Annotated in this window: 14 protein-coding genes; 1 reads left to right on the forward strand and 13 read right to left on the reverse strand. The window is 59.4% G+C overall.

Features of this window, described 5'->3' with window-relative positions:
* Nucleotides 1-17: 17 nt before the first annotated feature.
* From purE to G4C92_RS03750, 9 genes are all read right to left on the reverse strand, one after another.
* A complete protein-coding gene (gene purE / locus G4C92_RS03710; RefSeq protein WP_274941252.1) occupies nt 18-524 on the reverse strand; it encodes a 5-(carboxyamino)imidazole ribonucleotide mutase in 507 nt (168 codons plus the stop codon).
* Nucleotides 525-643: 119 nt separating this feature from the next.
* Entirely contained in the window at nt 644-2,647 is a 2,004-nt protein-coding gene (locus G4C92_RS03715; protein ID WP_274941253.1) for an aminopeptidase, read from the reverse strand.
* A gap of 80 nt (nt 2,648-2,727) precedes the next feature.
* Nucleotides 2,728-3,054: a DUF6142 family protein gene (locus G4C92_RS03720; protein ID WP_274941254.1), complete on the reverse strand. Its 327-nt coding sequence runs from the start codon at nt 3,052-3,054 to the stop codon at nt 2,728-2,730.
* Nucleotides 3,044-3,529: a VanZ family protein gene (locus G4C92_RS03725; RefSeq protein ID WP_274941255.1), complete on the reverse strand. Its 486-nt coding sequence runs from the start codon at nt 3,527-3,529 to the stop codon at nt 3,044-3,046. The genes G4C92_RS03720 and G4C92_RS03725 overlap by 11 nt, the downstream gene beginning before the upstream one ends.
* Nucleotides 3,516-4,190 carry an orotate phosphoribosyltransferase gene (gene pyrE, locus G4C92_RS03730; RefSeq protein ID WP_274941256.1) on the reverse strand — a complete coding sequence of 225 codons (675 nt, stop codon included), beginning with the start codon at nt 4,188-4,190 and terminating at the stop codon, nt 3,516-3,518. The genes G4C92_RS03725 and pyrE overlap by 14 nt, the downstream gene beginning before the upstream one ends.
* 12 nt (nt 4,191-4,202) lie before the next feature.
* A complete protein-coding gene (locus tag G4C92_RS03735) occupies nt 4,203-5,123 on the reverse strand; it encodes a dihydroorotate dehydrogenase (RefSeq protein WP_274941257.1) in 921 nt (306 codons plus the stop codon).
* Nucleotides 5,120-5,917 (reverse strand): dihydroorotate dehydrogenase electron transfer subunit, encoded by a 798-nt coding sequence (locus tag G4C92_RS03740; RefSeq protein ID WP_274941258.1) that lies wholly within the window; start codon nt 5,915-5,917, stop codon nt 5,120-5,122. The genes G4C92_RS03735 and G4C92_RS03740 overlap by 4 nt, the downstream gene beginning before the upstream one ends.
* A gap of 31 nt (nt 5,918-5,948) precedes the next feature.
* The gene (pyrF, locus tag G4C92_RS03745) at nt 5,949-6,875 is read right to left on the reverse strand and encodes an orotidine-5'-phosphate decarboxylase (RefSeq protein WP_274941259.1); all 927 of its coding nucleotides are present in this window, start codon (nt 6,873-6,875) and stop codon (nt 5,949-5,951) included.
* Nucleotides 6,872-8,164, reverse strand: coding sequence for a dihydroorotase (locus G4C92_RS03750; protein WP_274941260.1), 1,293 nt, complete (start codon nt 8,162-8,164; stop codon nt 6,872-6,874). The genes pyrF and G4C92_RS03750 overlap by 4 nt, the downstream gene beginning before the upstream one ends.
* A 289-nt stretch (nt 8,165-8,453) precedes the next feature.
* On the opposite strand from G4C92_RS03750, the gene G4C92_RS03755 reads away from it, so the two are divergent.
* Complete coding sequence (locus tag G4C92_RS03755) at nt 8,454-8,654, forward strand: cold-shock protein (RefSeq protein ID WP_274941261.1); 201 nt, start codon at nt 8,454-8,456, stop codon at nt 8,652-8,654.
* Nucleotides 8,655-8,898: 244 nt separating this feature from the next.
* On the opposite strand, the gene G4C92_RS03760 is transcribed toward G4C92_RS03755, so the two are convergent.
* From G4C92_RS03760 to G4C92_RS03775, 4 genes are all read right to left on the reverse strand, one after another.
* Nucleotides 8,899-9,171 (reverse strand): hypothetical protein, encoded by a 273-nt coding sequence (locus G4C92_RS03760; protein WP_274941262.1) that lies wholly within the window; start codon nt 9,169-9,171, stop codon nt 8,899-8,901.
* An 80-nt stretch (nt 9,172-9,251) separates the two neighbouring features.
* Nucleotides 9,252-10,091 (reverse strand): DegV family protein, encoded by an 840-nt coding sequence (locus tag G4C92_RS03765; protein ID WP_274941263.1) that lies wholly within the window; start codon nt 10,089-10,091, stop codon nt 9,252-9,254.
* 226 nt (nt 10,092-10,317) lie between these two features.
* Nucleotides 10,318-12,465 (reverse strand): molecular chaperone HtpG, encoded by a 2,148-nt coding sequence (htpG, locus tag G4C92_RS03770; protein WP_274941264.1) that lies wholly within the window; start codon nt 12,463-12,465, stop codon nt 10,318-10,320.
* Nucleotides 12,466-12,618: 153 nt separating this feature from the next.
* The gene (locus G4C92_RS03775) at nt 12,619-13,143 is read right to left on the reverse strand and encodes a DUF5721 family protein (RefSeq protein WP_274941265.1); all 525 of its coding nucleotides are present in this window, start codon (nt 13,141-13,143) and stop codon (nt 12,619-12,621) included.
* Between the last annotated feature and the right edge of the window lie 84 nt (nt 13,144-13,227).

Raw genomic sequence — 13,227 nt, forward strand, 5'->3', positions numbered from 1 at the left:
CGCTGTGTGTCACGTCATCACTTTCCGTACTGTCTGTATCCGTCCTGCTGCAGCCGCTCGTCCTTCGCCTCAACCTCGGCCTTCATCTTCTCCGAGTACGCCTTCAGGCGGTTCAGCAGATCCTCGTCGGAAACCGCGAGGATCTTCGCCGCCAGCAGCGCCGCATTCTTCGCGCCGTTGATCGCGACCGTCGCCACCGGGATGCCGCTCGGCATCTGCACGATGGAATAAAGGCTGTCACGGCCCCCCAGCGAAGTGGTATGCATCGGAATCCCGATAACCGGAAGCGGGAACAGCGCGGCGCACATCCCCGGGAGATGCGCGGCCATCCCCGCGCCGGCGATGATCACCCTGATGCCCCTCTCCTCCGCCGTTTTCGCGTACTCGAAGAAGACGTCCGGTTCCCTGTGGGCGGAGATGATGCGCATCTCGTAGCTGATGCCCAGCTCATCCAGCGCAGCCGCCGTCTTCGCCATCACCGGCATATCCGAATCGGATCCCATCACGATACTGACCTTTGCCATTCTGTACCTCCTGTCTGACTGAGCCGGTCCCGCCGGCGTACTTTCCTGCCGCGTCTCCTTTTTCATCGGGAGACGGACTGATGTCCTGTTTCCGTTCCTGTCCGGCACACACCGGCGGCTCACCGCTCCGTCCCGTCCAGCGCCTCGTTGAGCGCTTCCGTCCCGGGCAGCACGAAGCGTCCTCCGTCGAGCAGCGCAAGACGGCTTCCGTCCGGCCGGATCACCTCGATTCGTCCCAGCTCATCGTATGGGATCGTGATGTCCGTGTGGCATCCGTAGTATGCCTGCGACGGGTCGGTTTTGCGGACCAGCGTGTGCTCGTTGTCCTTGGCGGCGATCCGCTTTCCGTCCGGGTTAAAGGTCGGATTGTCCTCCTCTCCGCCGTAGCAGGTATCGCCCAGCGCGAAGTGAGGACCCGTCTTCTCGGCGATCAGAATCGGCAGATACGCCTCGATTCCGTACCGCCGCGCCATCCGGTAGGCGGTGGTATTCGTTCCGATCGCAAATTCGCCGACCGGCAGCGAAGCATGATGAAAGAGGATGTTCTCGCTGATATAGCGTTTCCCCTGCTCCGGATCATCGAAATTGCCGCAAGCCGCGTCCGCTGTCATCCCGTCCCGGATCCGGATCCGGAGATCGCGGAACTCATAGCCCTCGAGAAAGACCCGCTTCACATGGAGAAGACCGTTTGTCCCCTTAAGTGCCGGAGAAGTGAAGACCTCCCCCACCGGAATATTCACATCCGCGAGACAGTTCTCGAAATCCGTCTCCTTCGAGGGATCGGACAGCGGATGCAGCGCCACCGTCAGATCCGTCTCGTTGCCGTTCCGTCCCGTCACATGAACCGACTGCCCCTGATCCAGCGCATCAATCAGTTTCTGCTGAATCGTCCGGTACATGTCCTGATCCAGCGTATTCACCCGGACCGTTTCCCGGAAAATGCGCTCGAAATCCTTCCCGATGGCCGGAACCGGAAAATCGATGATCGTAAAGCTCCGTTCCTTTTCGGGAATATACCGCTGCCGGATCAGAAGCAGCGACTGCCGCAGCTGCGCCTCCCGCTGCGCCGCCTCGCGGTCCAGACGAATCGCGCGGCTGTGCACGGCGGGCACGAAGGGAGGCGCGCCGAAGGTTTCCAGCACCGCCGGCCCCGCATGCTCCCGGGCCAGATCCGCCGCCGACTCATACGCCTCCTGCGCCGACCGCCGGCGGAGTGAAGCATACTCGTCGTCAAGGATCAGGGCCAGATCCTCCCGATGGTCATAGTCGAACTGAAGGTTGGGAATGGCGCCGGTGTAGCCGGCATGACGGTTCGGCGTCTTTGTCACAAGGCGGACGGAACTTCGCACCAGCGTCGGACGGAGGCCCATCGCCGCAAAACGGTCGAAGGACAGCCGGATCATCCGCTCAAATCCAAGCTCATAGACAATCTGCACCGTCCGCTTGGACGAAAGATCCTTACGTGCGTTGACAAAGCCGAGCCGGTAGCCTTCCGTAAACGTATCGGCCATCTCCGACACCGTTTCCTCCGGAAGCGAATTGATGAAGCGGGCTGTCCGCAGCGTATCCTCCGAAATATATTCTCCGAACCGGTACAGATAAGCCGTATCGGACAGATCGGCGTTCCGGATCAGATCCGCCGCGAAGGATCTGGATGGGTCCACCTGATTCACGATGGCGTCCCGGACAAAGTCCGGCGTGTAGTCCCTCAGATAGTCGGCGAAGATCCGGCGGACCGTCCGGGTCTCGGGGATCTCCTCGTTCTCGAACTCAAAGTACAGCTCAAGGAACAGCTCATACAGAACCGCGGCGCCCGCCGCGTCGCCCTCGAAGACCGCCGGAATAATCCCGCGCAGCTCCGCGTACACGGCGGACAGCAGCGGCCCGTACTCTCCGCCCAGCTTCTCCGACGCATAATCCGGATTCCCGTACGAGCGGTCATAATGATCCGGAAGAATGTCGGCGTACAGCAGCCGGTTATCGGCATCCTGCCGCACGGACAGCAGAAATTCCGCGACTGTGACGAAATAATCGTGGAACGGTTCCGGCACCGTATTCTCCTCCGGGATCAGACGGATCCGCTCAAGAGCGTCCGCGGCTCTCTCCCGATCTTGCTCTGACATCGCTTCTCCTTTCTGTCACCGCCCGGGCTTTTTTACGACAGCGAAAAACCGGGCCGGCTGTCTCTCTTCTTTCCGTTCGTTCAGCCGAGCCCGGATAAAAAGATCGTGAGCCAGATCACCATCAGCACACCGCTCACGATGGACCCGATGATCGACCAGGTCGGCAGCACATCCCGTTCGCCGAAGGATTTCATCCCGACATAGAAGCCATAGGCCGCGAACAGCAGGGCCATCAGCCCGAGCGCGCCGATAAAGCTCCCGGCCTGTCCGCCGCTGGCCAGCGAAATCAGCGAGGATGCGGCGAGAAGAGCTGCTGAAGCCAGCGCGAGACGGGCCGCCATTTTGCCGCCGCTGGATTCCTCCGACTCGGCAAAGGTATATCTGTATCTGCGTTTCTTACCTGACATAGACTATTCTCCTCACCGCGTCGCAGATCAGGAAAAGAAGATAGCCGATCGCGGCGCCCAGCGTATTCAGGATCACATCATCGACATCGCAGCATCCGGTCCGGGTCACCAGCTGAACCAGCTCGACGCACGAGGACATAAGACAGCCCAGCAGCGTCACCAGCCATCCTTTCCGGAACATACGGCTGATCACCGGGAGAAAGAAACCGAACGGGAGGAAGCCGATGATATTGCCGCCCAGGTTGAGGAAAAGGGACATCCTGCTGAAATGCTTCCTGTAGACGAGAAAGCGGCGGATCTCACGGAAAGGCACCAGATTGTACTGAGGCGCGATGTGACTTCCCGGGGTGTGATTGTACCAGTCCGCGAAGAAAAGGAAATAAATCAGACAGACCAGATAAATCAGGAACAGGACGAGCCCCAGACGGCGGACAGCCCGTTTCTCGGGGCTCTCCCGCCGTTTACTGCGCGCCATACTGCCGGTAGTATTCGTCGATGGACGACTTCAGCCCGTCGTCGATGACAACCCGACCCTTGTACTCCCTGTTCCAGAGGCATTCCACCACTTCCGCCATCGTGACGATCGACGCGGTGCGGAGGCCGTAGGTCTCTCCGATCTCGGCGAGCGCGCTCTTCGTTCCCTGCCCCCGTTCCATGCGGTCCACGGACACGACGAGCCCCACCGGCTTCACATCGCCCTGTGCGCGGAGAATCGGCATCGTCTCCTTGATGGAGGTGCCGGCCGTCGTCACATCCTCGATGATCACGACCCGGTCGCCGTCCCCGAGCCGGCTCCCCAGCAGAATCCCCTTGTCGCCGTGATCCTTCACTTCCTTCCGGTTCGAGCAGTAGCGGAGATCCGTACCGTACAGCTCACTGACCGCCATCGCCGCGGCCACAGACAGGGGAATCCCCTTGTAGGCCGGTCCGAAGAGCACATCAAAGGAGAGACCGAAGGCGTCGTGAATCGCCCGGGCGTAGCAGCCGCCGAGCCGTCTGAGCTGGGATCCGGTCTGATAATTCCCCGTGTTGATAAAGAACGGCGTCTGCCGTCCGCTCTTGGTGACGAAGGAACCGAAGCGCAGCACGCCGCAGTCCACCATAAAATGGATAAACTCTTCCTTATAAGATTCCATCTGCTTCTCCTCTCATCGTTCGTGAACCGCTCCGATCAGGCTCCGGATGTCCGTGATCCGGTGGCGGATCAGATAGGCGCGGAGTCCGTCGATCACGTCCAGCGTCACATGCGGATTCACAAAATTCATCATGCCGACGGAAACCGCGGTCGCGCCGGCAAGCATAAATTCCGCCGCGTCCTCCCATGTCGCGATGCCGCCCATGCCGATCACGGGGATGGAAACCGCCTGCGCTGTCTCATAGACGAGACGGACCGCAATCGGGCGGACCGCCGGTCCCGACAGCCCGCCGGTCCGGTTCGACAGAAAAAAGGTCTGCCGCTCCACATCGATCTTCATTCCGGTGACGCTGTTGATCAGAGAAACGGCATCGGCGCCGCCCGCCTCGCATGCCTTCGCGATCGTCCGGATATCCGTCACATTCGGCGTCAGCTTGATGATCACCGGCTGGGAGGACCGGCGCCGGCATTCTCTTGTCACAGTCTCGACCATCGCCGGATCCGTCCCGAGAGACAGTCCCCCGGCTTTCACGTTCGGGCAGGAGAGGTTGATTTCAAGGAAATCAATGCCTTCCACGCCGTTCAGCCGCTCCACGACGCGATAGTATTCTTCCGGCTCATGACCCACCACATTGACGATCACTCTCGTTCCCTGCCCTCTGAGGAACGGCAGATCCCGCTTAAGAAAGACGTCCACGCCCGGGTTCTGCAGCCCGATGCAGTTCAGCATCCCGCTGGGCGTCTCGCAGACCCGCGGCGTCGGATTGCCTTCCCACGGCACATCCGCGATGCCCTTCGCCGTGACGGCTCCGAGGCGGGAGAGATCAATCATCTCCGCGTACTCCTGCCCGCTTCCGAAGGTGCCGCTTGACACAAGAACCGGATTTTTCAATGTCACGCCCGCGATTTCCACGGCCATCGACGGTTCGCTCATGTCAGATCCACCTCCCTTGCGTCAAAGACAGGCCCGTCTGTGCAGACTCTCGCGTTATGCACATGAGAGTGGGCGTCTACTCCGGCCGTCCGGGTCACGCAGCCGAGGCAGACGCCGACGCCGCAGGCCATCCGCTCCTCCATCGACACAAAGCACGCCATGCCCCGTTCGCCCGTGAAGTCCCTGAGAGCCCGGAGCATCGGCTTCGGACCGCAGGCGAAGACCACGTCCGCCTCCAGATCTTCGGCACGGATCGCGTCCAGCACGTTTCCGGGCGTGCCCAGCGAGCCGTCGTCCGTCGCCGTATAAACCGGCGCCGCTTCCCGCAGATCATCCAGAAGATACGTATCCGCGTTCCGGTAGCCGACGACAAAGGCGGCCGACGACGGCCGCTGCTCCGGAGGAAGCGCGGCAAAGCCGCGGGCGCAGGCGAGCATGGGCGGAATGCCGATTCCTCCGCCCACCAGCAGCACGCGGCGCCCCGCGGCCTGATCCAGCGGGAATCCGTTGCCCAGCGGCCCCATCACCTCGACGGAGTCACCTGCCTTCAGACGGGAAAACTCCGCCGTTCCCTCTCCCGCCACACGGTAGACCAGGCGGATCCGGCCTTTCACCGCATCCGCCTCACAGACAGAAATCGGCCGCGGGAGCAGCCTGCTCCGGTCGGCCGAAAAAAGGGACACGAACTGTCCCGCCCTGACGTCCCGCGCAAAGGACACAGAAAGCCGCAGGCTGTAAATACCTGCGGAAATCTGTTCCTGCGCGATGACATACGCCGTTTCTTTTCTTTTCATAGATGCGTCCCAGCCTCCGATGAACCGTCCCTCACGCGCCGAGTGCCTCCGCGATATCCTTCTTCATCGCCAGCACCGCTGCTCTCGCCGCATCGGCGTACCCCGCTTCACCGAAGGAGGCGTACTCCTCCTTCTTCCAGGCCGCGATGATGCCTCTTGAAGAATTGACGACAGCACCGAGGCCGTCCGCGTCGAAGAAAGGAACCAGATCCTTTCCGCTGCCGCCCTGCGCACCGTATCCCGGCACGAGAATATAGCTGCGGGGCATAACCTTCCGCAGCACGCGCCCCATCTCCGGATAGGTCGCTCCGACCACCGCGCCGACCTCCGACCAGCCCGAGCGGTCCGTGAGCTCCGCGCCCCAGCGGTTCACCATCTCCCCGACCAGCTCATAGACCGGCCTGCCGTCCGTCATCCGGTCCTGAAGCTCGCCGCTCGACGGATTCGAAGTCTTCACCAGCACAAAGATTCCCCGGTCATTCGCCCTGCAGACGTCCATGAACGGCCGCACGCCGTCAGACCCGAGATAGGGATTCACGGTGCAGAAATCCTCGTCAAAGGGCGCGATCGTCTTCGACCCGATCTTCACGGTCCCGAGATGCGCCGCCGCGTAGGCCCCGGAGGTAGACCCGATGTCGCCTCTCTTGACATCGCCGATGACGAGAAGTCCCTTCCGGTGGCATTCCTCCACTGTCTCCCGGAAGGCCATCAGGCCGGGCACTCCGAACTGCTCATACATCGCGATCTGCGGTTTGACAGCCGGAACGAGATCGGCCACCGCCTCGATGATGCCCCGGTTAAAGGCAAGAATCGCCGCCGCGGCCGCCTCCAGCGACTCGCCGTGCTCATCCAGCGCCTTCTTCCGGATCGTCTCCGGAATAAACGCGAGCTGCGGATCCAGTCCCACTACGATCGGGGCCCCCGTCTTCCTGATGCCTTCAATCAATCTGTCAATCACGTTCTGCTCCTCCAGACGATATCTCCGTCCGCCAATGTATATTTCACAGTCCCGAATACGTCCATACCCGCGAAGGGGGTGTTCTTCCCCTTTGAGAGAAACGTTCCCGGATCGACCGGATGACTCGTCCGGAAATCAAACACCGCCAGATCCGCCGGCATGCCTTCCGCCAGCGACCCGGTCGGCACGCCGAGAATTCTCGCCGGATTCACGCTCATCTTCTCGACCATCTGGCTCAGCGTGAGAACGCCTGTCCGGACCAGGCAGGTGTAAGTCAGCGCCGCCGATGTCTCGAGCCCGGTGATTCCGAAAGGCGCGCGGCGGAAGCCCCTGAGCTTCTCCTCCCGGCTGTGCGGCGCGTGATCCGTGCTGATGCAGTCGATCGTGCCGTCCGCCAGCGCCTCCTTCAGCGCCTCCACATCCTTCTTCGTCCGGAGCGGCGGATTCATCTTGAAATTCGCGTCATCGCCCGGAATATCATCGGAGGTCAGCGCGAAGTGGTGAGGGCAGACCTCTCCGGTCACATGGCCCCCCGCTTTTTTCGCCGCCCGGAGAATTTCCGCGGCGCCGGCTGTCGACATATGGCAGAGATGGAGACGCGCGCCGGTTGAAAGCGCCAGGATCGCGTCGCGCGCGGTGATCACGTCCTCCACCGCGTTGGAAATACCCGGCAGACCGAGACGCGCCGCGTTGGCATCATCGTTCATGACGCCGCCGCGCACCATCGTGATTTCCTCGCAGTGATCGCAGATGACCGCTCCCGTATCGCGGATCCGCTTCATCGCCTCGTACATCCGCTCCGCGTTCATCACGGACTTTCCGTCCTCGGAGAACGCGCGGACGCCGTACCGCGCAATCGCCTCGATGTCAACCAGCTCCTCGCCCTGCATATCCTTCGTGATCGCCGAAGCCTGATGGACATGAACGAGGGCCTGTGTCCGCGCCTTGTTGACGACATACCCGATCCGGTTCACCGAATCCATCGGGGGATGGGTGTTCGGCATGGCCAGGATCGTCGTCACGCCGCCGTGAGCGGCCGCCTCCGCGCCGGTACCGACATCTTCCTTATAGGTCTGGCCCGGATCCCTCAGATGCACATGAAGATCCACCAGCCCCGGCGTGACCGTCAGCCCTGAAGCGTCAATTTCATCGCAGGCCGGATCCCCTGATTCAAGGTGCGGTCCAACCTTCTCAATCCTGCCGTCTCTGATCAGAATATCGGCGGTTCCCTCGAAGGAATTCGCCGGATCTACGACATAGCCATTCCGGATGATCCGCGTTTTTTCCATCTGTTCACCTCATTTTTCCCATCATACACGATTCAAATCTTGTAGTCAAACCGGATGGAGGACTCCGTCAAAAGCCAACAAAAACCGTCGAATTGCCCTTCCCAAAATGTGCAATTTTTCTTGACGAACCAGAATATTCCGTCTATAATTCAAGCTGTCGATTAAGGGAACACATGTATTCACTGGTTATTAGAGATTATGTGCGGAGAGCCTGTAATCTGTAATATCCGGTGAATTTTTTTACCGGAATCATTTACTATCATTTTTTAACATGTATGGAGGTAACACCATGAACAAGGGAACAGTCAAGTGGTTCAACGCGGAGAAGGGCTACGGATTCATCACGGGCGAGGACGGAAAGGATGTCTTCGTGCATTTCTCCAAGATCGTCGGTGACGGCTACAGGACGCTGGACGAGGGTCAGGCCGTGACGTTCGATGTTGAGCAGGGCGCGCGCGGACCGCAGGCCGCTAACGTTGTCAAGCTGTGATCTGTTGTCATCATAGATAAACAGAATAACCCGGAGAAAAAGGCCGCTTGAAGCAGCCTTTTTCTTTTGCCCGCCGACAGCGGAATCCGCTTCCGGGCATCAGGCATCCGGCGGGAGAAGCGCCGCGGACCCGCCTTATCGAATCCGGGCCGGCCTGCCCCCTCCGGCGCAAAAAACCGCCGCGTCTCCTTCCCGGGTTACGGGAACGAGACGCGGCGGCTCTGCGTTTTCCGGCGTCTTCTGATCAGGACGCCGAATAGGACGTCTGCAGGTTGCTGAGATAGTCGGCGTATCCGCTCATATCGACGGATGTGACCGTCACCGCCGGCGCGGTGTCATCGGACTGGCTGACCTTCGCGATGTTCTGCTGGATCGAGATGCAGAACCAGACGACGAACACAACGCAGATCGCGCCGATCAGCCCGAACTCCAGCCTGCGCATCTGCTTCTCGCGCTTCAGAATCTTCGTCTTGTTCTTCTTATATTCCTTGTACTGCTCAACTTTTTTCTGACTCATCTTGCCCCGACTCCTTCACAAAATTCTCCAGCCATTATACACCCCGGTCAGGGCTTTGACCAGAACTTTACGGAAACGCGTCAGATAGAGACGATGATGCCGCCGTCATTGGCGTACACCGAGCTCAGCCCGCCTGTCGGAAGTACGGACACCGCCTTCACGCGCATCCGCTTCATCAGCTCGTTCTTCACGATCTCCGCCCGGTCCGGACAGTTGCAGTGGGCGATGCCGAGCACCCGGTTCTCCGGATCCGGCGTCCTCTCCACCACATATCCGACCATCTTGACGATCGCCTTGTTGATTCCCCGCGCCTGATCCAGCTGCCCGATGCTGCCCTCCTCCGTTCCGTAGCAGATCGGCTTGATCTTCAGCACCGCGGCGGCCAGCGCCTTCATGTTGCTGAGACGCCCGTTCTTGCGGAGTGTATCCAGATTGTCGAGAACAAACAGGGTGCATTTGCTCCGGATAAAGGCCTCCGTCTTCTCCACGATCTCATCGAACGGAAGTCCCCTCTCCTCGAGTTCCGCGATCTTCAGAACCGTCACCGTCTCCCCGCAGGAAGCGGAAACAGAGTTGAAGACATGGATTTTCGCTTCTGGATGATCCTCGAGGTACATATTTCTCGCGATGAAGGCGCTCTGATAGGAGCCGGACAGCTCCGCCGACAGCGTCACCGCGTAGATATGCTCCGCGCCGCAGTCGAAGGCTTCGAGATAGGCCTGAGGAGACGGGCAGGCTGTCTTCGGACATTCCGGATCCGCGGCGATCCGTTCCACAATCTCTTTCTGGGTAAAGCGGCCGTCGTCCACGATATTCATCCCGCCGATCGTCAGCGTCAGCGGCACTGATACGAAGGCGTCCTGTCCCCGCAGCTCTTCCGGCAGTTCCCCGCCGCTGTCCACAGCTATCCGATACTTCATGAGCGCTCCTTAACCTGTGCGATTCTCAGGCGGCATGCCGCAGCATTTTCCCAAAACCGTCACACATAGTTTTCAAGACTACATCCATTATAATACAAGAGCCCTCCGCTCACAAGCGAACAAATCGAAAACTTTTATAACAGTCTCGGATCTGCCGCCCGGCGGAGAGCTCCGTCCCTTCCGGCGGGGGAGGCGCGATCGCGCCCCGGCCGTCTTCAGTACCTCATCATTTTGTCAGAAGCATCATGATCTCATTGGACCGTTTCATGAACTTTGTCATCTCGTCCTGTGTCAGCGGGTGCTGGGAGATCCGGGCCAGATCATAGAGCTGCCCGCAGATCACCGGCACGGACTGGGCCTTCTTGTGCGCAAGGACAAACTGAACCAGCGGATGGCCAGCATTGAGAACCAGCGTCTCCTGAGTCCCCTCATCGCCGTACATGCCGTTCATCCCGTACATCTTCATCATGTCCTGCATCCGGCGGTTCTCCTCGGACACCGTGACGATCGCCGCGACATCCGGATCCTTCATATTCTCCACACGGACATCCAGCTTGTCGTTGCCGAGACTCTTCCGGAACGTGGCGGTCAGCGAATCCGCGTCCTCCTTCGAGACCTCGCTGCCGCTCTTGAATTCATCCGCCAGCTCCGAGTCGATCCGGGCGAAACGAAGGTTCTCGTTTCTCTGCTCCAGCTGGGTGATGAACGGCTGGTCGATGTTCTCCTTCAGGATCACCGCGTCCTTGTCGTTCTTCCGGAACATGGCGATATACTGGGCCTGCTGGACCTCATCCGTGACGTAGAAGATCGTGGATTTCTCCGGTTCCTTGTTCTCCTCTTCGCCGTTTTCGGATTTCTTCTCCCCGTCGGCAGCCCGCGTCTCCTCTCCGTTCTCCGTCTTCGCCTTACCGGCCTCTTCGCCGCCGGCCGGAGCGGCCGCCTCGCCGCCTTCCGGTGCGGCGCCGCTGTCCACGACTTCGGCCTCCACAGGATTCCCGTTCTCGTCCGTGGCCTTCTCCCCGGATGCCTTCTCCGCACCGATCTGATTCTTCTTCTTGTACTCCTCAAGCGTCAGGTACGCGCCGTCCAGATCCTTGAAGAGCATATAATCCATCATCTTGTCGGCGAACTTCGTATCCCGGATGCAGCCGTACTTGATGAACGGGCTGATGTCGTCCCAGTACTTCTCGTAATTCTTCCGGTCTGTCTTGCACATGCCGGTCAGCTTCTCCGCCATCTTCCGGGAGATGTACTCGGAGATCTTCTTCACCGTCCCGTCGTTCTGCAGAGCGGAACGGGACACATTCAGCGGGAGATCCGGGCAGTCGATCACGCCTTTCAGCGTCATCAGGAACTCAGGGATCACTTCCTTGATGTTGTCCGCGATGAAGACCTGATTGTTGTACAGTTTAATCTGCGCTTCCAGCGCATCATACTGCGTATTGATCTTCGGGAAGTACAAAATCCCGCGAAGGTTGAACGGATAATCCGTCTTCAGATGGATCCAGAACAGAGGCTCCTTGTAATCATGAAAGACCTTGCGGTAGAACTCCTTGTAATCCTTGTCCGTGCACTCGCTGGGCATACGTGTCCACAGCGGATTCGTGTCGTTGATCGGCTGCGGCGCCGGCTTCTCCGGCATCGCGGGCGCTTCCTCGCCCTTTTCAGCCGCCTCCTTCACCGCCTTCTCATGGTCCTCGATCCGGCGCTTGTCCTCTTCCTCGCGGCGCTTCACGGCTGCCTTTCCGACATCCTCGAGATAGATCGGCGTCGGCATGAAGCTGCAGTATTTCTCCAGTACCTCGCGAACCCGGTACTCGTTGCAGAACTCCAGCGAATCATCATTGAGATACAACGTGATCTCCGTGCCGACGTCCTTCTTCGTTCCTTCCCCGATGGAATACTGGGCCTGACCGTCGCTCTCCCAGTGCACCGGCTGCGCGCCTTCTTTATAGCTCAGCGTGTCGATGTGCACCTCATCGGCCACCATGAAGGCGGAATAGAACCCGAGACCGAAATGGCCGATGATCTGGTTCGCATCTTTTTCGTCCTTGAATTTCTCGAGGAATTTTGTCGCGCCGGAGAAGGCGATCTGGGTGATGTACTCCACCACCTCGTCTTCGGTCATACCGATGCCGTTGTCGATGAATTTCAGTGTCTTCTCGTCCGGATTCACCACCACGTGTACTTCATACCTGTGGTCCTCCGACGGATGATACTCGCCGACTCCTTCCAGCTTCTTCAGCTTCGTGATCGCGTCGCACGCATTCGCGACCTGCTCGCGCACGAAGATGTCATGATCGGAATACAGCCATTTCTTGATGATCGGAAGCATATTTTCACTGTTAATCGATAAATTTCCAGTCTTTGCCATACGGTTCACCTCGTATTGATATAGAATCACTATAACAGTTACTATACCCGCCGTACCGTCCAAAGTCAAGATAAAAACAGCACTCGAATTCATCGAGTGCTAATAACCAGTTTCCGCATTCGTGCGTGTCTCTCCTGCCTCGCCGTCTCTTCGTCACGACGGTTCCGATGCCGCGAACCCCGCTTTTTTTAAAAAATCCCTCACATACCGCTCCCACGTCTCATCCGCCGAACGGTCCGCGGTGAACGTCCGGTAGGAGACGCCGGCGGACACAGTCAGAGCTCCTCCGGAGAAGCGCAGATTGAGGGCGAACCCGCCGATCCTGTCCGGATCGAAGGATAGTCCCGCCCCCGCCATCATCTCCTCCGCCTGAGTGCGGTTCAGAAAAAAGGTGAAGTGGAAGGCGAGCGGCGTGCGCCGGCCGCGGATCATATCGAAGCAGTGGGATTTCATCGTTTTCCAGGAGACATACACCTCCATCCCGTCCTCTTCCCCCGTCCCGGGCTGCGCCGCTTCTTCGTCCGGTCCTCCGAAGAAGCTTCTTTCCAGCCGGCCGTCAATCGAGTAGGTACAGAAGGTTGTGATCCGAGCCTCCGCCAGCCGGAAACGGTCGAACAGCGGTCCGATCAGAAAAGCCGACATGAACGGCCGGATATCAAGAATCGTCAGTGCAAGCATCGCTTCCTCCGCGAAAGACAATCATTATGCTATGATTATCTCATGCGGGGCGGAAAAACTCAATCCGGCGGAATCCATCCGGAC

The organism is Chordicoccus furentiruminis, assembly GCF_019355395.1.
GTDB classification, from domain to species: Bacteria; Bacillota; Clostridia; order Lachnospirales; family Lachnospiraceae; genus Chordicoccus; species Chordicoccus furentiruminis.

Coding starts and splice junctions, on each gene's coding strand:
- purE (WP_274941252.1), bottom strand. CDS start 524: ATGGCAAAGGTCAGTATCGTGATGGGATCCGATTCGGATATGCCGGTG.
- G4C92_RS03715 (WP_274941253.1), bottom strand. CDS start 2,647: ATGTCAGAGCAAGATCGGGAGAGAGCCGCGGACGCTCTTGAGCGGATC.
- G4C92_RS03720 (WP_274941254.1), bottom strand. CDS start 3,054: ATGTCAGGTAAGAAACGCAGATACAGATATACCTTTGCCGAGTCGGAG.
- G4C92_RS03725 (WP_274941255.1), bottom strand. CDS start 3,529: ATGGCGCGCAGTAAACGGCGGGAGAGCCCCGAGAAACGGGCTGTCCGC.
- pyrE (WP_274941256.1), bottom strand. CDS start 4,190: ATGGAATCTTATAAGGAAGAGTTTATCCATTTTATGGTGGACTGCGGC.
- G4C92_RS03735 (WP_274941257.1), bottom strand. CDS start 5,123: ATGAGCGAACCGTCGATGGCCGTGGAAATCGCGGGCGTGACATTGAAA.
- G4C92_RS03740 (WP_274941258.1), bottom strand. CDS start 5,917: ATGAAAAGAAAAGAAACGGCGTATGTCATCGCGCAGGAACAGATTTCC.
- G4C92_RS03750 (WP_274941260.1), bottom strand. CDS start 8,164: ATGGAAAAAACGCGGATCATCCGGAATGGCTATGTCGTAGATCCGGCG.
- G4C92_RS03755 (WP_274941261.1), top strand. CDS start 8,454: ATGAACAAGGGAACAGTCAAGTGGTTCAACGCGGAGAAGGGCTACGGA.
- G4C92_RS03760 (WP_274941262.1), bottom strand. CDS start 9,171: ATGAGTCAGAAAAAAGTTGAGCAGTACAAGGAATATAAGAAGAACAAG.
- G4C92_RS03765 (WP_274941263.1), bottom strand. CDS start 10,091: ATGAAGTATCGGATAGCTGTGGACAGCGGCGGGGAACTGCCGGAAGAG.
- htpG (WP_274941264.1), bottom strand. CDS start 12,465: ATGGCAAAGACTGGAAATTTATCGATTAACAGTGAAAATATGCTTCCG.
- G4C92_RS03775 (WP_274941265.1), bottom strand. CDS start 13,143: ATGCTTGCACTGACGATTCTTGATATCCGGCCGTTCATGTCGGCTTTT.